17 protein-coding genes are annotated in these 20,276 nt (G+C 72.3%); 8 read left to right on the forward strand and 9 right to left on the reverse strand.

What is annotated here, in order from left to right; translation table 11 throughout:
- Positions 1 to 142: 142 nt before the first annotated feature.
- The 5 genes from ACFWAR_RS20380 to ssd are packed head-to-tail and all read right to left on the reverse strand — an operon-like array spanning position 143 to position 4,687.
- Positions 143 to 331: a DUF4244 domain-containing protein gene (locus ACFWAR_RS20380; RefSeq protein WP_385779099.1), complete on the reverse strand. Its 189-nt coding sequence runs from the start codon at positions 329 to 331 to the stop codon at positions 143 to 145.
- Between the two features lie 45 nt (positions 332 to 376).
- Positions 377 to 1,207 carry a type II secretion system F family protein gene (locus ACFWAR_RS20385; protein WP_385779042.1) on the reverse strand — a complete coding sequence of 277 codons (831 nt, stop codon included), beginning with the start codon at positions 1,205 to 1,207 and terminating at the stop codon, positions 377 to 379.
- 17 nt (positions 1,208 to 1,224) lie between these two features.
- Positions 1,225 to 2,112, reverse strand: a complete 888-nt coding sequence (locus tag ACFWAR_RS20390) for a type II secretion system F family protein (RefSeq protein WP_385779045.1) — start codon at positions 2,110 to 2,112, stop codon at positions 1,225 to 1,227.
- On the reverse strand, positions 2,109 to 3,257 hold the full coding sequence (locus ACFWAR_RS20395) for a TadA family conjugal transfer-associated ATPase (protein ID WP_385779047.1): 1,149 nt from the start codon (positions 3,255 to 3,257) through the stop codon (positions 2,109 to 2,111). The genes ACFWAR_RS20390 and ACFWAR_RS20395 overlap by 4 nt, the downstream gene beginning before the upstream one ends.
- Positions 3,254 to 4,687 (reverse strand): septum site-determining protein Ssd, encoded by a 1,434-nt coding sequence (ssd, locus tag ACFWAR_RS20400; RefSeq protein ID WP_385779049.1) that lies wholly within the window; start codon positions 4,685 to 4,687, stop codon positions 3,254 to 3,256. The genes ACFWAR_RS20395 and ssd overlap by 4 nt, the downstream gene beginning before the upstream one ends.
- A 451-nt stretch (positions 4,688 to 5,138) precedes the next feature.
- Between ssd and ACFWAR_RS20405 the strand changes: the two genes are divergently transcribed.
- Positions 5,139 to 6,017 (forward strand): HAD family hydrolase, encoded by an 879-nt coding sequence (locus ACFWAR_RS20405; protein ID WP_385779051.1) that lies wholly within the window; start codon positions 5,139 to 5,141, stop codon positions 6,015 to 6,017.
- 510 nt (positions 6,018 to 6,527) lie between these two features.
- Here ACFWAR_RS20405 and ACFWAR_RS20410 read toward each other — a convergent pair.
- A complete protein-coding gene (locus ACFWAR_RS20410) occupies positions 6,528 to 7,382 on the reverse strand; it encodes an oxidoreductase (protein WP_385779053.1) in 855 nt (284 codons plus the stop codon).
- A gap of 109 nt (positions 7,383 to 7,491) precedes the next feature.
- Here ACFWAR_RS20410 and ACFWAR_RS20415 point away from each other — a divergent pair, with 109 nt between their 5' ends.
- A complete protein-coding gene (locus ACFWAR_RS20415; protein WP_385779055.1) occupies positions 7,492 to 8,544 on the forward strand; it encodes an ATP-binding protein in 1,053 nt (350 codons plus the stop codon).
- Here the strand turns inward: ACFWAR_RS20415 and ACFWAR_RS20420 are convergent.
- Positions 8,510 to 9,820, reverse strand: coding sequence for a hypothetical protein (locus ACFWAR_RS20420; protein WP_385779057.1), 1,311 nt, complete (start codon positions 9,818 to 9,820; stop codon positions 8,510 to 8,512). The two genes, ACFWAR_RS20415 and ACFWAR_RS20420, sit on opposite strands and share 35 nt — an antisense overlap.
- Before the next feature lie 250 nt (positions 9,821 to 10,070).
- Between ACFWAR_RS20420 and ACFWAR_RS20425 the strand changes: the two genes are divergently transcribed.
- The 6 genes from ACFWAR_RS20425 to ACFWAR_RS20450 all read left to right on the forward strand — a co-directional run bounded on the left by ACFWAR_RS20425 (position 10,071) and on the right by ACFWAR_RS20450 (position 18,210).
- Positions 10,071 to 12,503, forward strand: a complete 2,433-nt coding sequence (locus tag ACFWAR_RS20425) for a SulP family inorganic anion transporter (RefSeq protein ID WP_385779059.1) — start codon at positions 10,071 to 10,073, stop codon at positions 12,501 to 12,503.
- Positions 12,504 to 12,677: 174 nt separating this feature from the next.
- Complete coding sequence (gene acs / locus ACFWAR_RS20430; protein ID WP_385779061.1) at positions 12,678 to 14,675, forward strand: acetate--CoA ligase; 1,998 nt, start codon at positions 12,678 to 12,680, stop codon at positions 14,673 to 14,675.
- Positions 14,676 to 14,863: 188 nt separating this feature from the next.
- Positions 14,864 to 16,360: a Na+/H+ antiporter NhaA gene (nhaA, locus tag ACFWAR_RS20435; protein WP_385779063.1), complete on the forward strand. Its 1,497-nt coding sequence runs from the start codon at positions 14,864 to 14,866 to the stop codon at positions 16,358 to 16,360.
- Positions 16,361 to 16,411: 51 nt separating this feature from the next.
- Positions 16,412 to 16,870 carry a phage holin family protein gene (locus ACFWAR_RS20440; protein ID WP_354380702.1) on the forward strand — a complete coding sequence of 153 codons (459 nt, stop codon included), beginning with the start codon at positions 16,412 to 16,414 and terminating at the stop codon, positions 16,868 to 16,870.
- The gene (locus ACFWAR_RS20445; RefSeq protein ID WP_385779066.1) at positions 16,867 to 17,838 is read left to right on the forward strand and encodes an alpha/beta fold hydrolase; all 972 of its coding nucleotides are present in this window, start codon (positions 16,867 to 16,869) and stop codon (positions 17,836 to 17,838) included. The genes ACFWAR_RS20440 and ACFWAR_RS20445 overlap by 4 nt, the downstream gene beginning before the upstream one ends.
- A gap of 192 nt (positions 17,839 to 18,030) precedes the next feature.
- Complete coding sequence (locus ACFWAR_RS20450; protein WP_385779068.1) at positions 18,031 to 18,210, forward strand: hypothetical protein; 180 nt, start codon at positions 18,031 to 18,033, stop codon at positions 18,208 to 18,210.
- Between the two features lie 51 nt (positions 18,211 to 18,261).
- Here the strand turns inward: ACFWAR_RS20450 and ACFWAR_RS20455 are convergent, their stop codons facing one another.
- Positions 18,262 to 19,464 carry a MarP family serine protease gene (locus ACFWAR_RS20455; RefSeq protein ID WP_385779070.1) on the reverse strand — a complete coding sequence of 401 codons (1,203 nt, stop codon included), beginning with the start codon at positions 19,462 to 19,464 and terminating at the stop codon, positions 18,262 to 18,264.
- A gap of 13 nt (positions 19,465 to 19,477) precedes the next feature.
- The gene (locus ACFWAR_RS20460) at positions 19,478 to 20,218 is read right to left on the reverse strand and encodes an NUDIX hydrolase (protein ID WP_385779073.1); all 741 of its coding nucleotides are present in this window, start codon (positions 20,216 to 20,218) and stop codon (positions 19,478 to 19,480) included.
- Positions 20,219 to 20,276 lie beyond the last annotated feature (58 nt).

A 20,276-nucleotide genomic window follows, 5' to 3' on the forward strand; every position in this document is an offset into this window, starting at 1 on the left:
GGACGCCTCCGCCGTCACATATCCCCGGTCGCCCATTTCGCCGGACCGCGCACCCGACACTCCGAACTCCCCGGACGCACCGTCAGAAAGCGCATCTCGAAAGCGACCAGAAGCCCCGTCAGGAGGCCCACCGGAACGGTGATCAGAAAGGCGCATCGAGTGCCTTTCCGATGGTCGACTGGAGCGCCGCCGCGACGACGTCACTCGTGACCACCTTGTACAGAACGGCGGCGAACGCACACGCCGCGATCGTGCCCATGGCGTATTCCGAAGTCGACATTCCGGCGTCCCCGCAACGACCCCGCAGAGCCGACCGAACACGCACCCACATGATCCTCACGACAACCTCCTGTGAATTTTCGTAACTGATGTGATTTCAGTTGCCCGAGAGGAGACCGGAAGCCATTCCGATCACCACCGGAGCCACCCCTACGGCGAGAAAGGCGGGGAGGAAACACAGCCCGACCGGAGCGGTGATGAGCACCGAGACCCGCTGCGCCCTGGCCCCCGACCGCCGGGCCCGGTCCTCGCGGACCCGCCCCGCCAGCCGGGACACCTGCTCCGCCGCGGGCGCCCCGGTCCGCGCGGCCCGGTCCAGGCACTCGGCGAGCTCCCGGGCATCCGGCAGCCGGGCCAACCTCCCCCACGTCCCGCCCGGTTCACCGCCGAGCCTCAGCTCCGCCCCGGCCAGGGCCAAGCACTCGCCCACCGGCCCGCCCAGTGACTCCCCGACCACCTCGGCGGCCTCCACCGGCCCGGCGCCGGCCGCCAGGCACGCAGCCAGCAGATCCGCGGCGAGGGGCAGCTGACGCGCCGCTTCCCTCAGCTCCTCCCCCGCTCCGGGCGACGCCCGCGCCCGGAGCTGCCACCGGCGCACCCCGAAGGCCGCCGCGCACCCGACCGCCCCGCCCACCACCCCGCCGACCAGGACCCAGCCCGCCAGCAGCACGCCGAGCGGCCCCGCCCACACCCCCACGACACCCCGGACCCGGGGCCGGATGCCGGGCCCCCGGCGCACCTGCTCCACCGCAAGGAGCACCGCGAGCCTGCGCCGGGCCGCCCGCCCCCGAACCCGCGCGCCCAACACCGCCCCCAGGCCCATCACCGCTCCCCCGAGCGCGAGCGCCGTCCCCAGCCTGTGGACGGAGAGCGGGGAATGGGCGAAGAGCTGGGCCGCGACACCGCCCGCCACCGCACCCCCTCCCATCACCGCTCCCCCTCCCATCACCGCTCCCCCGCCCGCATCAGCCGCCGGCACCACAGCAGCCCCAGCGCCTCCAGGACCCCGCCCACCGCCAGACACCCCAGCCCCAGCGGCGTGTGGAGCAGCACCCGCACGGGATCGGCGCCCATCGCGGTCCCCATCAGCAGACCGACCACGGGCAGCAGCGCGAGCACGACCGCGGTGGACCGCGCCCCCGCCAGCTGGGCCCGCAGCGACTCCTCCTGGTCCCGCTCCGCCCGCAACGCCCCCTCCAGCCGCTCCAGCCCCGCCGCCAGCCCCGCTCCGCCGTCCAACGACACCCGCCAGCAGGCGGCCATCCCGGCGAGCCCCTCCGCGCCCGGCTCCCGGGCCGCCGACCGCAGCGCACCGGCCACGTCCCCGCCGAAGGCCGCCGCGGCCAGCAACCCCGCCTCCGCCGCGCCCGGACCTCCCGGTCCGGCCACCGTGCGCCGCATCGCCGCCGTCAGCGCCTGGCCCGGCTGCGCCCCGGAGCGCAGCTCCGCCACGACCGCCCCGCACAGCGCCACCACCTCCGCGGCCCGCGCCTGCCGCGCCCGGGCCCGCCGACGCACCCGCAGGAGTCCGCGCACCAGCGGCACCGCCACCACTCCCGCGACGAGCGGGATCACCGACCGGCCCAGCACCGCGAGGACCAGCCCCACCAGCAGCGCGCCCCACTCCGGCCGGCGCGCCACCCCTGCCCGCGCGGCGGCGAGCACCCGCTCCCACGGCACCGGTCCACCGGGGACCACCGGCCCCGCCCCGGCCAGCAACAGCCGGGCCCGCCGGGGCCCCCGGTCGCCCCCGGCCAACGACCAGGCCGCCGCCCCGCCGCACAGCGCCGCCGCGAACACCGGAGCCGACACCAGCGACGTCCCCGCGCTCACCGGACCCCTCCCAGCAGCGGGCGCAGCCGCTCCCAGCCCGCCTCCCGGACGAAGCCGCGCGGTCCCCAACGCAGCGCCGGTACGGTCACCACCAATCCGGCGGGGTCCCGCTCCAGCACGTGCACCTCGGCCACCCGGCGCCGCCCGCCACGGTCCCGGACGAGGTGGATCACCAAGGACAGCGCCGACGCCAACTGGCTGTGCAGGGCGGCCCGGTCCAGCCCGGCAGCGCTCCCGAGCGCCTCCATCCGCGCCGGTACGTGCCCGGCGGCATTCGCATGGACCGTCCCGCAGCCGCCCTCGTGCCCGGTGTTCAACGCGGCGAGCAGGTCCGCCACTTCGGGCCCGCGCACCTCGCCCACGACCAACCGGTCCGGGCGCATCCGCAGCGCCTGGCGGACCAGATCGGCCAAGGTGACCAGGCCCGCGCCCTCCTGGTTGGCCGGTCTGGCCTCCAACCGCACCACATGGGGATGGTCCGGGCGCAGCTCCGCCGAATCCTCGGCCAGGACGATCCGCTCGCCCGGCCCGACCAGCCCGAGCAGCGCGGAGAGCAGGGTGGTCTTCCCGGTCCCGGTGCCCCCGGAGACCAGGAAGGAGAGCCGGGCCTCGACCATGGCCCGGAGCAGCCGCTGCCCACCCGGTGGCAGCGTCCCCGCGGCCACCAGCTCGTCCAGGGTGAAGGCCCGCAGCCGCACCACGCGCAGCGACAGACAGGCCGAGCCCACCGAGACCGGCGGCAGCACCGCGTGCAGCCGGGTGCCGTCCGGCAGCCGTGCGTCCACCCAGGGCCGCGCATCGTCGAGCCGGCGCCCCGCGACGGCGGCCAGCCGCTGCGCGAGCCTGCGCACCGCCTCGGCGTCCGCGAAGGTCACGGAGGTCAACTCCAGCCCTCCGCCCCGATCCACCCACACCCGGTCGGGCGCCGCCACCAGGACGTCCGTCACTCCGGGATCGGCCAGCAGCGCCTCCAGCGGCCCCGCGCCGACCAACTCGCACCGCAACTCCTCGGCGGCCCCCAGCACTTCCGCGTCCCCCAACAGGCGCCCCTGGGCCCGCAGCGCCGCCGCCACCCGGGCCGGGGTCGGCTCCGCACCGCTCTCCGCGAGCCGCTGGCGCACCGCGTCCAGCAACCCGGCGGTCATCCCGTCACCCCCTGACCGCCGGAGACGGACACCCGCTCCCAGAAGCCGTCGCAGAACCGCGCCAGCGCACCCCGGGAGCGCGCCCCGGGCGTCTCCCCCTCGGCCACCCGCCCCGGCAGCCCCACCTCCAGCGGCACCTCCCCGGCCAGCGGCACCCGCAGCAGCTCGGCCACCGCCTCGGCGTCCAGCCCGCCCGGCAACCGCCCCCGGACCACCACCCGCACGTCCCGGGCCACCATCCGCACCCCGGCCGCCACGCGCCCGGCGGCGGCCACCGCCCGCAGCTCGCCCGGCACCACGAGCAGCACCAGGTCCAGCTGGGCCAGTACCTCCGCCACTCCCTCGTCCACCCGGCGCGGCAGGTCGACCACCACCACCCCGCCCCGACGGCGCGCGGCGGCCACCACGGACCGCATCGCGGCCGGCGGCACCACCACGCGGTCGCCCCGGTCCCAGCTGAGCACCCGCAAGGCGTGCAGTTCCGGCAGTGATTCGGCCAGCGCGTCTCCGCCGACCCGGCCGCGCGAGCCGGCGAAGTCCGGCCAGCGCAGCCCGTCCGCGCCCTCACCCCCGAGCAGCACGTCCATCCCGCCGCCCAGCGGGTCACCATCGATCAGGAGGGTCCGCTCCCCGGAGGCGGCGGCCCGCACCGCCAGGGCGCAGGCGAGCGTGGACGCCCCGGCGCCGCCGCTCCCGCCGATCACCCCGACCGTGAGCGCGGGCCGTCCGGCGCCCTCCACCACATCCGCGATGCGGTCGACGAGCCGTCCCTCGGCGTCCGGCAGCCACAGGACCTCCTCGGCCCCGATCTCCACCGCCCGCTGCCACACCAGGGGATCGTCCAGATCCCGGCCGACGAGGAACACCCCGTCCCTGCGGGGCGCCCCGCGCACCCGCCGGGCGGCGTCGTCTCCGACCAGGACGAGCGGCGCGGCCTCCCAGCCGACCCCCGCGACGCCGTCGGGACCCGCGCCACCACGATCAGCCCCGACGGATCCACCGGATCCGACGCCTCCGATGGCTCCGATGGCTCCGACGGCTTCGTCGACTCCATCAGGCCCCGGGGGCCACGCCGTTCCGCTTTGCTCGGGCACCGAGTGCGCCACGTGCGGCTCGGCCCCCGCGGCGGCGCACAGCCGCAGCAGGTCGTCGAGCAGCAGCGGGTCCTCCGTGATGATCAGTGGTCGGCCACCACCACCGAGCGTCCCGGACCGCGGACCACCGCCCCGCCACCCCGGCCGACCACCGGCGGAAGCCGACTGGGCCCGCCCCGAACGGGCCCTCGCACCGATTCCGGGGCCGCCCCGCCGCCCCCGGCCCCGCGACCCGGCGACCCGGTCGGCCACCGGCGCCGCCGACGCGCCGGACGAAGAACCAAACGAAGAGCCGACCGACGTACCAGTCGTCGATCCGGCGAACGATCCAGCCATGATCTCCACCCATTTCTCACAGCAAATCCCGGGTCGTGGACTTCACGCCCGGAATCACCGTGCAGCGATGAGGGGAAATCAAGTGGATCTTGCTCGAAAACTGTGGACAGGAACTCGCCTGTGAATAACTCCGACACCCACACGAGTGAGTTCAGAGCGCCGTGGAACGACTACGCACCGTCACGCGTCTGGGGAGGTAAGGGCCTTCGCCACACAGGCCCACCGAGCGAAGGGGGCCAGAGGAATGATCACTTGGGGCCGAAGGCAGGGACGCGAACCGCGTCCGGACATGCGACGACCCCCGCCGGGGGGGAGAGCGGGGGTCGTCCCCACGGTCCGACTCGGGGGGGGAGGAGCCAGACCGGGTTAGCACGGTCGCGAACGATCCGTGACTTCCATGGTGTACCCGAGAGCCTTCTTAGGCAAACCCACGCGCCACACCTTACGCCGAATGGTGGGCGCATATGCTCGGGGCGTGGAAAATCAGCCCTTGCCGCACTCCTTGCCTCGCACCGCCGCCTTCTTCGACCTGGACAAGACCGTCATTGCGAAGTCGAGCGCCCTGACGTTCGGCAAGTCCTTCTACCAAGGCGGCCTGATCAACAGGCGAGCGGTGCTGCGCACCGCGTACACCCAGTTCATCTTCCTGGCCGGCGGCGCCGACCACGATCAGATGGAGCGGATGCGGGAGTATCTCTCCGCGCTCTGCAAGGGGTGGAACGTGCAGCAGGTCCGGGAGATCGTCGCCGAAGCCCTGCACGACCTCATCGACCCGATCATCTACGACGAGGCCGCCTCGCTCATCGAGGCCCATCACACCGCGGGCCGCGACGTGGTGATCGTGTCCACCTCGGGCGCGGAGGTGGTCGAGCCGATCGGCGCGATGCTCGGCGCCGACCGGGTGGTCGCCACGCGCATGGTGGTCGGCGAGGACGGCTGCTTCACCGGCGAGATCGAGTACTACGCCTACGGGCCCACCAAGGCCGAGGCGGTACGGGAGTTGGCCGAATCCGAGGGCTACGACCTCGCGCGCTGCTACGCCTACAGCGACTCTGTGACGGACATCCCGATGCTGGAGGCGGTGGGCCACCCGCACGTGGTCAATCCCGATCGGACGTTGCGGCGCGAGGCGATCGCCCGCGAGTGGCCGGTCCTGGTCTTCAACCGCCCGGTCCGGCTCAAGCAACGGCTGCCCGGACTCTCCATGCCGGCCCGACCCGCCCTGATCGCCGCCGCGGCCGTCGGCGCCGCCGCGGCCACGGCGGGCCTGGTCTGGTACGCCAGCCGCCGCCGGGCGAACGCCCTCGCCACGGTGACCCGTTCGGCCTGACCCCGCCCCGCACCCGACCCCACCCCGAGCCCGGACCGCCTCCCGGTCCGGCTCCACCCGGAAACCCGGCCCGCCCGCACCCGTCGGCGACGGCCCTGACCAGCACGGATACGGCCTGTCCGATTCACACCGGTACGCCCGGGAAAGTAAAGAAGTGAGGCTAGGGGTTCCACTTACCTCGGAAGCGGGGTACAAATGAGTCAACGGCCCGCGAGACCAAAGAACATCCGAGAGGATCATCTTTAACCGCAGTAAGGCCCACGGACCGAGCAGAACGCATGAACGCCGAGCACCCACGCGACGTCGACCCGTCGATTACGGGCCAGCCGCACCAGGTGACGGGCAGAGTTCCCGACCTGATGGGCAAACTTCGAGGACGCTTGGTAACTGGGCGTAAATGCCAGCGGCGACACCAAAGCAGGACGGTGTCGCCGCATCCCTTTGTCGGCCGCACGCCTCCCGGGCCCCACGCCTCCCGGACCGAGCGACCGACCCCCCGGGCCGTGCCCCTCAGGCCGCCCCGCGCTGGAGCGCCTCGCACACCGCCGTCGACTCGCGGACACCCAGCTCGACCGCCCGCCCGCAGTGCGCGATCCAGGCGGCCATCCCCTCCGCGGTCCCGGACACGTAGCCCTCGAAGGCCGCCAGGTACGCCGCCGACCCCTGCTCGGCGTGGCCGACCTCCGCGGGGCAGATCGCCTTCGGGTCGAGGCCGCTGTTGATGAGGACGATCCGCTCGGCCGCCCGCGCGACCAGGCCGTTGTACGAAGCGAACGGCCGCAGGGCCAGCAGCTCGCCGTGCACCACCGCGGCGGTGACCAGGGCCGGAGCCGAACTCCCGCCGATGATCAGGCCGGACAGCCCTTCGAGCCGCCCCGCGACCTCCTGCGCGTCCGGCAGCGCGAGCGTCACCAGCGGCTCGTCCACCGGCTCGCCCGCCAACCTCGGCCGCCCCACGGTGTCACCGGCGTGCGGGTCGGTACCGGAACCCTGCGGTCCCGCCTTGACCTGCCCCACCGCCACCAGGTGCAGCCGCGCGAGCACCCGCATCGGCGACTGCCGCCAGATGCTCAGCAGCTGCCCGGCCTCGGCGGTGAGCCGCAGCGCCGCTCCGACGGTCCGCGCCTGCTCCTCCGAGCCGAAGTCGCTGCGCCGCCGGACCTCCTCCAGCGCCCAGTCCGCTCCGGACAGCGCGGCGCTGCCGCGCGCGGCGCGCAGTGCGGCCTCCGAGGTGATCTCCCCGGCGCGTCGGCGCATCACCCGGTGCCCGTAGACCCGGTCCACGGCCTTGCGTACGGAGTCCACCGCGTCCGGGACGCCGGGGAGCGACGTCAGGGCGGCCAGCGGGTCAGAAGCGCTACTCATAAGTAGGGAGCCTACGCACTGCCCACCCATAGCACCGACCCCTCCTTGGAGTGGTCTTCTTCACTCACATCGACCACGACGTGCGATCAACCGACTACGCTTGGTGAACATGAAGATCGCTTTCGTGGGAAAGGGCGGCAGCGGCAAGAGCACGCTGTCCTCCCTCTTCATCCGCCACCTCGCAGCCAATGAGGCCCCCGTCGTCGCGGTGGACGCCGACATCAACCAGCACCTGGGCGCCGCGCTCGGCCTCACCGAGGACGAGGCCGCCGCGATGCCCGCCATGGGCGCGCACCTGCCGCTGATCAAGGAGTACCTGCGCGGCTCCAACCCCCGCATCGCCTCCGCCGAGGCGATGATCAAGACCACCCCGCCCGGCGCCGGTTCGCGCCTGCTGCGCGTCGCCGAGGACAACCCCGTCTACGACGCGTGCGCCCGCACCGTCACGCTCGACGGCCACGAGGAGGGCGACGTCGAGTACGTCCGGCTCATGGCGACCGGACCGTTCACCGAGTCCGATCTGGGCGTGGCCTGCTACCACTCGAAGGTCGGGGCCGTCGAACTCTGCCTGAACCACCTCGTGGACGGGCCCGACGAGTACGTCGTCGTCGACATGACGGCCGGTTCGGACTCCTTCGCCTCCGGCATGTTCACCCGCTTCGACATGACCTTCCTGGTCGCCGAACCGACCCTCAAGGGCGTCTCCGTCTACCGCCAGTACAAGGAGTACGCGCGGGACTTCGGGATCGCGCTCAAGGTGGTCGGGAACAAGGTCCAGGGCCAGGACGACGTGGACTTCCTGCGCGCCGAGGTGGGGGACGACCTGCTCGTCACCGTCGGGCACTCCGACTGGGTACGGTCGATGGAGAAGGGCCGTCCGGCCCCCTTCGACCTGTTGGAAGCGAGCAACCGGGTGGCCCTGCAGGTGCTGCAGGACGCGGCCGACGACTCGTACGCGGGACGCGACTGGGCCCGGTACACCGCGCAGATGGTGCACTTCCACCGGAGGAACGCCGAGAGCTGGGGCAACGCGAAGACCGGGATCGACCTGGCGGACCAGATCGACCCCGACTTCGTGCTGCACGAGCGGCTGGGTCAGCAGCGGACCGGGGCGCCCGGTGAGGCGCTCAGCTCTCCTCTGCCGACTCCGCAGCCGGCTTGACGCCCGCGGGCGCCGCGGGAGCGGAGGGCGGGGTGGCCGGCGGGCCCGCCGTCAGGAACTTCGTCCAGCCCTCCTTCGGCGCCTGGCCGACGTCGAGCGTGCGCATCCACTCCAGGGCCTTGGGGTCCTGCGCGTCCAGCCAGTCGGCCAGGTCGCGGAAGGTGACGCAGCGGACGTCCTTCTGCGTGCACATGCCCTTGATGGAGTCCTCCACGGCGCGCATGTAGGTGCCGCCGTTCCAGGACTCGAAGTGGTTGCCGATGATCAGCGGCGCCCGGTTGCCGTCGTGGACGCGGTTGAAGGCCTTCATCAGGCCGTCGCGCATCTGCTCACCCCAGTAGGCGTGCTGCGAAGGGTCGCCCTGGGTGGTCGTTCCGGACTGGTTGACCAGGTAGTTGTAGTCCATGCTGAGCGTCTCGAACGCACGGCCCGGCATCGGCACCAGCTGGAGCGGCAGGTCCCACAGGCCGTCCGTCTTCTTCGGCCAGATCTGCTTGCTGATGCCGCTCGAGTCGTAGCGGAAGCCCATGTCCTTGGCCGCCAGCATGAAGTTCTTCTGGCCTTCGAGGCAGGGGGTCCGGGCGCCGATCAGCTCCTTGTCGTAGTCGAAGGGGAGCGCCTTCTCCTGCTTGAGGGCCGGGGTGTTCGTCTTCCAGGACTTGACGAAGGACTTGGCCTGGTTGATCTCGCTCTTCCACTCCTCCACCGACCAGGTGCCGACGCCGCCCTCGGGGCCGCAGAAGTGGCCGTTGAAGTGGGTGCCGATCTCGTTGCCCTCCAGCCAGGCGCCGCGGACCTGCTCGGCGGTGTCCTTGATGCCCTGGAGATCACCGAAACCGATGTCCGAGCGGCCGGACGAGTGCTGGGGAGCGGTGTAGAGGGAACGCTTCTCCTCGGGGAGCATGTAGACGCCGCTGAGGAAGTACGTCATCCGCGCGTTGTACTGCTTGCCGACCCCGCGGAAGTGCGAGAAGAGCTTCTGGCTGTCCTCGCCGGCCCCGTCCCAGGAGAAGACCACGAATTGCGGCGGCTTCTCGCCGGGCTTGAGCTTCTCGGGCTTGGTCACATGCGGCTGCGGGCCCGTGTAAGAGGTCGAGCCGTCGCCGATCATCCGGAGCACGCTGCCCGGCGCCTCCGGCGCCGCCGCACCCTTCCTGACCTGCCCACCGGCGGAGCCGGTCGGCTTGACGGGCTCCGAGGCACCGCACCCGGTCGCCCCCAGGGCCAGTGCCGTGGCGACCAGGCCGCCGGCGATCTTCTTCGTGGCGGCCATCATCCGCCCACCTCATCCCTTGCCCGTTTCGGTGTTCCGCGCTTCCGACCGAAACGTCGCACGCACCCCACCCCGGGATAGGTATGACAAGCCCGACAAAATACTTAATCACCCTTGCGAGTTAATTCGTAGCCCATTCAACCCCTATGTCTGGGCATGGCCTTTACTCTCCATTACCATCCATTTACCGAGTGTTGAGACTCCGGTGTCGAGACTCCCGCCGCTTCACCCCTGCCCCCAGAGGAGACGGGACATGACCGCCAGCGCCCCCACGCGCCCCGACCAGCACGCCGCCCCGCCCGCGGCGCCACCCGGGGTTCCGCCCCGGTTCCCGCCCGGCTTCACCGCCGACCTGTCCGCCTCGGCCGCCGTCTTCCTGATCGCCCTGCCCCTCTCCCTGGGCATCGCCCTCGCCACCGGCGCCCCGCTCCAGGCCGGACTCGTGGCGGCGGTGGCGGGCGGGATCGTCGCCGGACGGTTCGGCGGGGCCCCGCTCCAGGTGAGCGGAGCGGCCACCGGACTGACCGTCGTCACCGCCGAGTTGATCCAGCGCTACGGCTGGCGCACCACCTGCGCCATCACCGTGCTCGCGGGTCTGTGCCAGCTGGGCCTCGCCCTGCTGCGCACCGCCCGCTCGGCCCTCATGGTCAGCCCGGCCGTCGTCCACGGCATGCTCGCGGGCGTCGGCGTGACGATCGCGATCGCCCAGCTCCACATCGTGCTCGGCGGCACCCCGCAGAGCTCCGCCGTGGCCAACGTCCGGGGACTGCCGGCCCAGTTGGCCGACCTCCACCCGGGGGCCCTCGCCGTCAGCGCGCTCACCCTGACCGTGCTGCTCGCCTGGCCGCGGCTGCCCGGCAGGGCCGGTCGGGCGCTGCGCAAGGTCCCGGCCGCGCTCATGGCCGTCGCCTCGGCCACCGCCTTCGCGGCCCTCGGCGGACTGAGCCTGCCCCGGGTGGACCTGCCCTCCTGGAGCAGCCACACCCTGCCGGAGCTGCCCGAGGGGCCCGTCCTCGGCATCCTCGCGGCGGTCCTGACCGTCACCCTGGTCGGCAGTGTGGAGTCGCTGCTGTCCGCGGTGGCCACCGACAAGCTGATCGCCTCCGACCGCGCCACGGGCGGCCGCCCCGCGCGCGCCGACCTGAACCGCGAACTGCGCGGCCAGGGCCTGGCGAACATGGTCTCCGGCGCGCTGGGCGGCCTGCCCGTCGCCGGCGGGGCCGCCCGCAGCGTGGCCAACGTCAAGTCCGGCGCGGTCAGCCGGAGGGCGTCGATGCTGCACGGCCTCTGGGTGCTGCTCGCGGCCGGGCTGCTCGTGCCCGTACTGGACCTGATCCCGCTCGCCGCGCTGGCCGCGCTCGTCATGGCCGTGGGCGTACAGATGGCGAGCATCGCGCGGCTGCGCAACGTCACCCGGCACCGCGAGTTCGTCGTCTACCTCACGACCATCACGGCCGTGGTGCTCGGAGGCGTGCTCGAAGGCGTGGCCGTCGGCATCGCGGTGGCCGTCGCCATCGCCCTGCACCGGCTGGCGCGCACCCGGATCACCCTGGAGGTGCAGGAGGACGGCACGGTCCACCGGGTGTGGGCGCGGGGCCAGTTGACCTTCCTCGCCGTGCCCCGGCTGAGCCGGGTGCTGGGTCAGATCCCGCACCACGGGCACGTCGTGATCGAGCTGGACGGCTCCTTCATCGACCACGCGGCCTACGAGATCCTCCAGGACTGGCAGGACTCCCACCTGGCGCACGGGGGTTCGGTGGAGATCACCGGCCGCTCCGGCGCCCGGATCGGCGAGGCCGACCGCGCCCAGCGCGCGGCGCACCACTGCTGCCGCCCCTGGACCCCCTGGCAGAACCACTGCGACCACCGGGCGGAGCCGGAGCCCGCGGCGGCAGCGGCCGCCTCCGCTCCCGATCGGGCGGAGAACGCCCGGACCGCCCCCGAGCCGCGGCGGCGCGGCGCCGGTCAACTGGCCAACGGGATCGGCGCCTTCCAGCGGGACACCGCACCCCACGTGCGCGACGAGTTGGCCCGCCTGGCGCGCGAGGGCCAGAGTCCTTCGCAGCTCTTCCTGACCTGCGCGGACTCCCGCCTGGTGACCAGCATGATCACGGCCAGCGGCCCGGGCGACCTGTTCACCGTGCGCAACGTCGGCAACCTGGTCCCGCTGCCGGGCGCCGAGTCCACGGACGACTCCGTCGCGGCCGCCATCGAGTACGCGGTGGACGTGCTCCGGGTGGACAGCATCACCGTGTGCGGGCATTCGGGCTGCGGGGCGATGCAGGCGCTGCTCAACGCGACTCCGGGCGCGCCGATGACCCCGCTGCGCCGCTGGCTGCGGCACGGGCTGCCGAGCCTGGCGCGGATGGGCAGTCGCCACCACCCCTGGGTGCGGATCTCCGGTCGGCTGCCCGCGGACGCCGTGGAGCAGCTCTGCCTGACCAATGTGGTGCAGCAGCTGGATCACCTGCGGGCGCACGAATCGGTGGCGCGCAGGCTCGCCGAGGGCACCTTGGAGCTGCACGGGATGTACTTCCACGTGGGCGAGGCGCAGGCCTATCTGCTGTCGCCGGGCGAGGACTTCTTCGACTGCCGGGTCTTCGACAGTGTCCTGCCGGACATCAAGGGGGCGAAAACGGCCAAGCGGGATGCTCCCGCCCTGCCCAGGGCGGCCACGCACGCCTGACACCCGATACGCTCCCTCCTCGAACGCCCCCGATGGCCCCTTTCCGCGATCCGTCGCGGGACGGGGCCATCGGTGCCTGCCCGCCAAGGGGTCGGCGCACCCGGCCCGCCGTGGTATAGGTCTAAACCAATTTGCGGCAAGGTCTTGTCACCCGGGTGTCTGACCTGATGAGCTATGCCCGGGGACACAACGGACACCCTGGGAAAGGGAGATGTCGTGAGCAATGACAGCCTGGCCAACCTGCTCAAGGAGGAGCGGCGGTTCGCACCGCCCGCCGATCTGGCCACCGCCGCCAACGTGGGCGCCGCGGCGTACGAACAGGCCGACGCGGACAGGCTGGGCTTCTGGGCCGAGCAGGCACGTCGTCTGAGCTGGGCCGTGGAGCCCACCGAGACGCTCGACTGGAGCAACCCCCCCTTCGCGAAGTGGTTCGCGGACGGCAAGCTGAACGTCGCCTACAACTGCGTCGACCGGCACGTCGAGGCCGGCAACGGCGACCGCGTCGCCATCCACTTCGAGGGCGAGCCCGGCGACAGCCGCTCGATCACCTACGCCGAGCTCAAGGACGAGGTCTCCCGGGCCGCCAACGCCCTGACCGAGCTGGGCGTGCGCACCGGCGACCGGGTCGCCGTCTACCTGCCGATGATCCCCGAGGCCGTCGTCGCGATGCTCGCGTGCGCCCGGGTCGGCGCCGCCCACTCCGTGGTCTTCGGCGGCTTCTCCGCCGACGCCGTCGCCTCCCGCATCCAGGACGCCGACGCCAAGGTCGTCATCACGGCCGACGGCGGCTACCGCCGCGGCAAGGCCACCGCGCTCAAGCCCGCCATCGACGACGCCGTGGCCAAGTGTCCGCAGGTCGAGCACGTGCTCGTCGTACGGCGCACCGGCCAGGACACCGCCTTCGCCGAGGGCCGGGACGTCTGGTGGCACGACATCGTCGGCCGCCAGTCCGCCGAGCACACCCCCGAGGCCTTCGACGCGGAGCACCCGCTCTTCATCCTCTACACCTCGGGCACCACGGGGAAGCCGAAGGGCATCCTGCACACCTCGGGCGGCTACCTCACGCAGGCCTCGTACAGCCACCACGCCGTCTTCGACCTCAAGCCGGAGACCGACGTCTACTGGTGCACCGCCGACATCGGCTGGGTGACCGGGCACTCCTACATCGTCTACGGTCCGCTCGCCAACGGCGCCACCCAGGTGATGTACGAGGGCACCCCGGACACCCCGCACCAGGGGCGCTTCTGGGAGGTCGTGCAGAAGTACGGCGTCACCATCCTCTACACCGCGCCGACGGCCATCCGGACGTTCATGAAGTGGGGCGACGACATCCCCGCGAAGTTCGACCTGTCGAGCCTGCGCGTGCTGGGCTCGGTCGGCGAGCCGATCAACCCCGAGGCCTGGATCTGGTACCGCAAGAACATCGGCGGCGACCGCTGCCCGATCGTCGACACGTGGTGGCAGACCGAGACCGGCGCGATGATGATCTCCCCGCTGCCCGGTGTCACCGAGACCAAGCCCGGTTCGGCCCAGCGCGCACTGCCCGGCATCGGCGCCACCGTCGTGGACGACGAGGGCAACGAGGTACCCAACGGCGGTGGCGGCTACCTCGTCCTCACCGAGCCGTGGCCCTCGATGCTGCGCACCATCTGGGGCGACGACCAGCGGTTCATCGACACCTACTGGTCCCGTTTCCAGGGCAAGTACTTCGCCGGCGACGGCGCCAAGAAGGACGACGACGGCGACATCTGGCTGCTCGGCCGGGTCGACGACGTGATGCTGGTCTCCGGCCACAACATCTCGACCACCGAGGTCGAGTCGGCCCTCGTCTCGCACCCCGCGGTCGCCGAGGCGGCCGTGGTCGGCGCGGCGGACGAGACCACCGGTCAGGCCATCGTGGCCTTCGTCATCCTGCGCGGCAGCGCCGCCGAGAGCGACACCCTGGTCGCGGAGCTGCGCAATCACGTGGGCGCCGCCCTCGGCCCGATCGCCAAGCCGAAGCGCATCCTGCCCGTCCAGGAACTGCCGAAGACCCGCTCCGGCAAGATCATGCGCCGCCTGCTGCGCGACGTGGCGGAGAACCGGGCCGTCGGCGACGTCACCACGCTCGCGGACTCCTCGGTCATGGACCTGATCCAGACCCAGCTGCCCAGCGCGGGCAGCGAGGACTGAACGACCGGTCCGTAGAAGGACCGCTCCACCGAAGGGGGCATCCGGCGCACAACGCGCCGGACGCCCCTTTCGCACTTAAGGTGATGATCGCCGGATACATCCCTTGCGTACCCCCTGTAAAGTATTAAGAGCGTAAATAATTGGTCCACAGGGTGCGCCGGGAAGTCTGGTCGGCAACGTGCTTCGTCATGCCGTCCAACCGACCCGGAGGTCCCCACGTGGCCGCGCCCCAGACCAGCGACCCGTCCAGCCGCAAGCTCCTCGGCAGGCTCTCGCTGCCCGAGCGCCGCTTCGTGGCCGAGGCCCTGCGCACGGAGACCGTCGGCGGCGTCCTGCTCCTGGTGGCCGCCATCGCCGCCCTGATGTGGGCGAACATCCCCGCCCTCGCCGACAGCTACGACAGCGTCCGCGGCTTCCACATCGGCCCCGCCTCCCTCGGCCTGGACCTCTCGCTCCAGCACTGGGCGGCCGACGGCCTCCTGGCCGTCTTCTTCTTCGTCGCCGGCATCGAGCTCAAGCGCGAGCTGGTCGCCGGCGACCTCCGCGACGCCAAGGCGGCCGCGCTGCCGGTGATCGCCGCCGTCTGCGGCATGGCCGTTCCCGCGCTGGTCTACGTACTGGTCACCACCTTCGGCGACGGCTCGACGGACGGGTGGGCGGTCCCCACCGCCACCGACATCGCCTTCGCGCTCGCCGTGCTCGCGGTCATCGGGACCTCGCTGCCCTCCGCCCTGCGCGCCTTCCTGCTGACCCTCGCCGTCGTCGACGACCTGTTCGCCATCCTGATCATCGCGGTGTTCTTCACCAGCGAGATCAACTTCCTGGCCCTCGGCGGCGCGTTCCTCGGCCTCGTCCTCTTCTGGTTCCTGCTGCGCAAGAACGTCCGCGGCTGGTACGTCTACGTCCCGCTCGCCCTGGTCGTCTGGGGCCTGATGTACAACAGCGGCGTGCACGCGACCATCGCCGGCGTGGCCATGGGCCTGATGCTGCGGTGCCACCGCAAGGACGGCGAGCAGCACTCCCCCGGCGAGCACATCGAACACCTGGTGCGCCCCCTTTCCGCCGGTCTCGCCGTGCCGCTCTTCGCCCTCTTCTCCGCGGGCGTCTCCCTCTCCGACGACTCCATCGCGCAGGTCTTCACCCGGCCCGAGACCCTCGGCGTGGTGCTCGGCCTGGTCGTCGGCAAGACCGTCGGCATCTTCGGCGGCACCTGGTTGGCCGCACGCTTCACCAAGGCCGAGCTGAACGACGACCTCGCCTGGCCCGACGTCTTCGCCGTCGCCTCGCTGGCCGGCATCGGATTCACCGTCTCGCTGCTGATCGGCGAACTCGCCTTCACCGGCGACCCGGTCCTCACCGACGAGGTGAAGGCCGCCGTCCTGATCGGCTCACTGATCGCCGCCGTCTTCGCGGGCGTGCTGCTCAAGCTCCGCAACCGCAAGTACCGGGCGCTGACCGACGCCGAGGAGCGCGACGAGGACCTCGACGGGATCCCGGACATCTACGAGGAGGACAAGCCGGAGTACCACTTGCGGATGGCGAAGATCTACGAGGACAAGGCCGCCGAGCACCGGCGCAGGGCGACGGCCGCCGCGGCCGCCGACCCCGCCACCGGAGCCGAGGGGGCGGAAGCGGCCACCGCCGGGGCCACCGGGTCCCCCGCCGGAGGCGACCGTCCGGCATGATCTGACTGACGGAGGACAGCCGTCGCCGGCAGACGAATGAGGGAGAGAGCGATGAGCGCAGTGGACCAAGGGGCGCAAGGAGCCGAGCGCACACTCGGTCAGCTGGTCGCCTCGGCCACCGCCGAGATGTCCGCCCTGGTGCACGACGAGATCGCCCTCGCGAAGGCGGAGCTGCGCCAGGACGTCAAGCGCGTGGGCATCGGTGGCACCGCCATCGGTATCGCCGGGGTGCTCGGAATCTTCTCGCTGCCGGTGCTGAGCTTCGCGGCCGCGTACGGGATCCACGCCCTCGGCCTCGGCCTCGCCTGGTCGTTCCTGATCGTCGGCGGAGCGTTCCTGCTGCTCGCGGGCCTGCTCGCACTGCTCGCCGTGTCGAAGTTCAAGAAGGTCAAGCCGCCGGAGCGCTCCATCGCCTCCGTCAAGCAGACCGCGGCGCTCGTCGGCACCGTCAAGCCGCACCCGCGGCCGGTCAGTGACACCGCGGTGGGTGTGGCACGCTCGTCTTCATGACAGCGCCCACACCGGACCCCAGCAGCACCCCGCCCCCGGCTGCCTCGCCGGTGCGGATCGACGGCCCCTGGACCCACCGGGACGTCGCCGCCAACGGCGCCCGGTTCCACGTGGCCGAGCTGGGCGAGGGGCCGCTGGTCCTGCTGTTGCACGGCTTCCCGCAGTTCTGGTGGACCTGGCGCCACCAGTTGGTGGCGCTCGCCGACGCCGGTTACCGCGCGGTGGCGATGGACCTGCGCGGGGTGGGCGGCAGCGACCGCACCCCGCGCGGTTACGATCCCGCCAACCTCGCGCTGGACGTCACCGGCGTCATCCGCTCGCTCGGCGAGCCCGACGCCGCGCTGGTCGGTCACGACCTGGGCGGGTACCTCGCCTGGACCGCCGCCGTCATGCGGCCCAAGCTGGTGCGCCGACTCGTCGTCTCCTCGATGCCGCACCCGCGCCGCTGGCGCTCGGCGATGCTGTCCGACTTCGGGCAGACCCGCGCCAGTTCGCACATCTGGGGCTTCCAGCGCCCGTTCGTCCCCGAGCGCCAGCTCGTCGCCGACGGGGGCGCACTGGTCGGCGAGCTGATCCGCGAGTGGTCCGGGCCGCTGCCGCGCGAGGGCTCCGGCGCCGTCGTGGACGACGAGGCGATCGACGCCTACCGGCGCGCGATGTGCATCCCGTCCACCGCGCACTGCTCGATCGAGCCCTACCGCTGGATGATGCGGTCGATGGCCCGGCCGGACGGGCTCCAGTTCAACCGCCGGATGAAGCGGCCGGTGCGCGTGCCCACGCTGCACGTGCACGGCTCGCTCGACCCGGTGATGCGCACGCGCAGCGCCGCCGGTTCCGGGCAGTACGTCGAAGCCCCCTACCGGTGGCGGCTGTTCGACGGCCTCGGGCACTTCCCGCACGAGGAGGCGCCGGACCTCTTCTCGACCGAGCTGGTGAACTGGCTCAAGGACCCCGAACCGGACCGCTGACCTCCCGTTCGTCGCCCACCAGCGGCGCCGTGCGGGGTCCTTGACGGACCGTCGACGGCACGGGGACCGGAGCCCGACGGGGCCTTCCCGCCCGGAACGGGCGTGCGACACTCGTTCACTTGCCCGCCGCATAGGCCAATTGGCCGACTCCGAAGCGATTACGGACCTTGGGGCACGGGCAGAGGTCGAAGTATGGGCTGGACGCACGACTACGGTGACTCCGCACGCGAACGACGCTCGGCCGCCGCGCCGGGCACCCACGAGAGGGTCGGTCGACAAGGCTTCGGCCACGACCCCCGACTCGGAATTCCGCTGATCCTGCGCCGCCGCGCCCGCTGGGTCTCGGCCCGCCTGCGCCATCAACGAACGTAGACGGGTCCCGCGGCGCGGATCCCGCTCAGGCGGGTCCCGCGCCGCGCGGGCTCACAGGGCGCAGCCCTGGCTGTCGACCCGGCGCTCGGCCGTCCGCCCGTTCCTGATGTCGTCGCGGACCTCGTCCGCCGTCAGGGCGTACCCGGTGTTCGCGTCGTCGAGGGACTTCGCGAAGACGACCCCGTACACCTTGCCGTCGGGCGTCAGGAGCGGGCCTCCGGAGTTGCCCTGGCGGACCGTCGCGTAGAGCGAGTAGACGTCGCGGCGGACGGTGCCGCGGTGGTAGATGTCCGGGCCGTTCGCATTGATCCGACCGCGGACGCGGGCCGGGCGGACGTCGTACGCGCCGTTCTCCGGGAAGCCGGCGACGATCGCGTCGAACCCGCTCGCCGCGTCCTTCTCGGCGAATTCGAGCGGCGGCGCCTTCAGCTTGGGCACGTCCAGGACGGCGATGTCGCGCTCCCAGTCGTAGAGCACGACCTTGCCGTCGTACAGCTTGCCCTCGCCGCCGATCTGCACGGTCGGCTCGCCGACGCCCCCGACGACGTGCGCGTTCGTCATGACCTTGCCGGGCGCGAAGACGAAGCCCGAGCCCTCCAGCACCTTGCTGCAACTGGGCGCGGTACCGACGACCTTGACGATCGAGCGCTTGGCGCGCTCGACGACGGGGCTACTGGCCAGCGCGGGGTCCGGCGGCTTCACCGCGGTGATCGGTTCGTTCGAGAACGGGCTGAAGACCTGCGGGAAACCGTTCTGCGCGAGCACGGAACTGAAGTCCGAGAACCAGGTGTTGGCCTGGTCGGGCAGCACCCGCGAGACGCCGAGGAGCACCTTGGAGTTGCGGACCTCCTTGCCCAGCGTGGGCAGCGAGGTCCCGGCCAGCGCGGAACCGATCAGCCACGCCACCAGCAGCATCGCCATGACGTTCACCAGGGCGCCGCCGGTCGCGTCGACCACGCGGGCCGGTGACCAGGTGATGTAGCGGCGCAGCCGGTTGCCCAGGTGCGTGGTGAAGGCCTGGCCGATCGAGGCGCAGACGATGACGATGACCACCGCGACGACGGCCATGGTGGTGGACACCTTGGCCTTGTCGTCCGTCACCTGGTCCCAGACGAGCGGGAGCAGGGACACGGCGATGAGACCACCGCCGAGGAAGCCGGTCACCGACAGGATGCCGACGACGAAGCCCTGGCGGTAGCCCACGATCGCGAACCACACGGCGGCGACCAGCAACAGGATGTCCAGCACGTTCACGTGGGCCACCGTCTCATGCGCGCCAGTCGAGGGGGACCTTGCGCGAGCGGTCCCACGGCTGCTCCCAGCCGGCGAAATACAGGATCCGGTCGATCACACCGGCGGTAAAACCCCAGACCAGAGCCGATTCGACCTGGAAGGCGGGGCCTTGGAAGCCGCCGGGATGCACGACGGTGACCCGATGCGCGGGGTCCGTGAGATCCGCCACGGGAACCGTGAAGACGCGGGCGGTCTCCGCGAGGTCCACGGCCCCGACCGGGCTGGGCTCGCGCCACCAGCCGAGGACGGGGGTCACGACGAACTCGCTCACCGGGATGTAGAGCCGGGGCAGCACGCCGAAGAGCTGCACGCCCGACGGGTCCAGCCCGGTCTCCTCCTCGGCCTCGCGCAGGGCGGCGCGCAGCGGGCCGGTGGTCTGGGGATCGCCGTCCGCGGGGTCGAGGGCGCCGCCGGGGAAGGACGGCTGGCCCGCGTGGGAGCGCAGGGTGCCCGCGCGCTCCATCAGCAGCAGCTCGGGGCCGCGGGGGCCCTCGCCGAAGAGGACCAGGACGGCGGACTGGCGGCCCGCGCCGTCCTCGGGGGGCAGGAAGCGGCTCAGCTGCGTCGGCCGGACGGTCCGGGCGGCCGTGACCACGGGGTCGAGCCAGCCGGGCAGCCCGTGCGTGCTGACGTCGACCCCGTCACCGGCGCCACCGCTCCCGGTGCGGGCCCGGATCTCGGTGGTCACGCTGTCGTCCTGCGTCCCGCGCGTCATGGGCACCCTTGCTCCTGTACTTCCGACACCGGGACAACGCGGTCCGTGGCCGGATTCG

This window comes from Streptomyces sp. NPDC059917, assembly GCF_042730635.1.
Classification (GTDB): Bacteria; Actinomycetota; Actinomycetes; order Streptomycetales; family Streptomycetaceae; genus Streptomyces.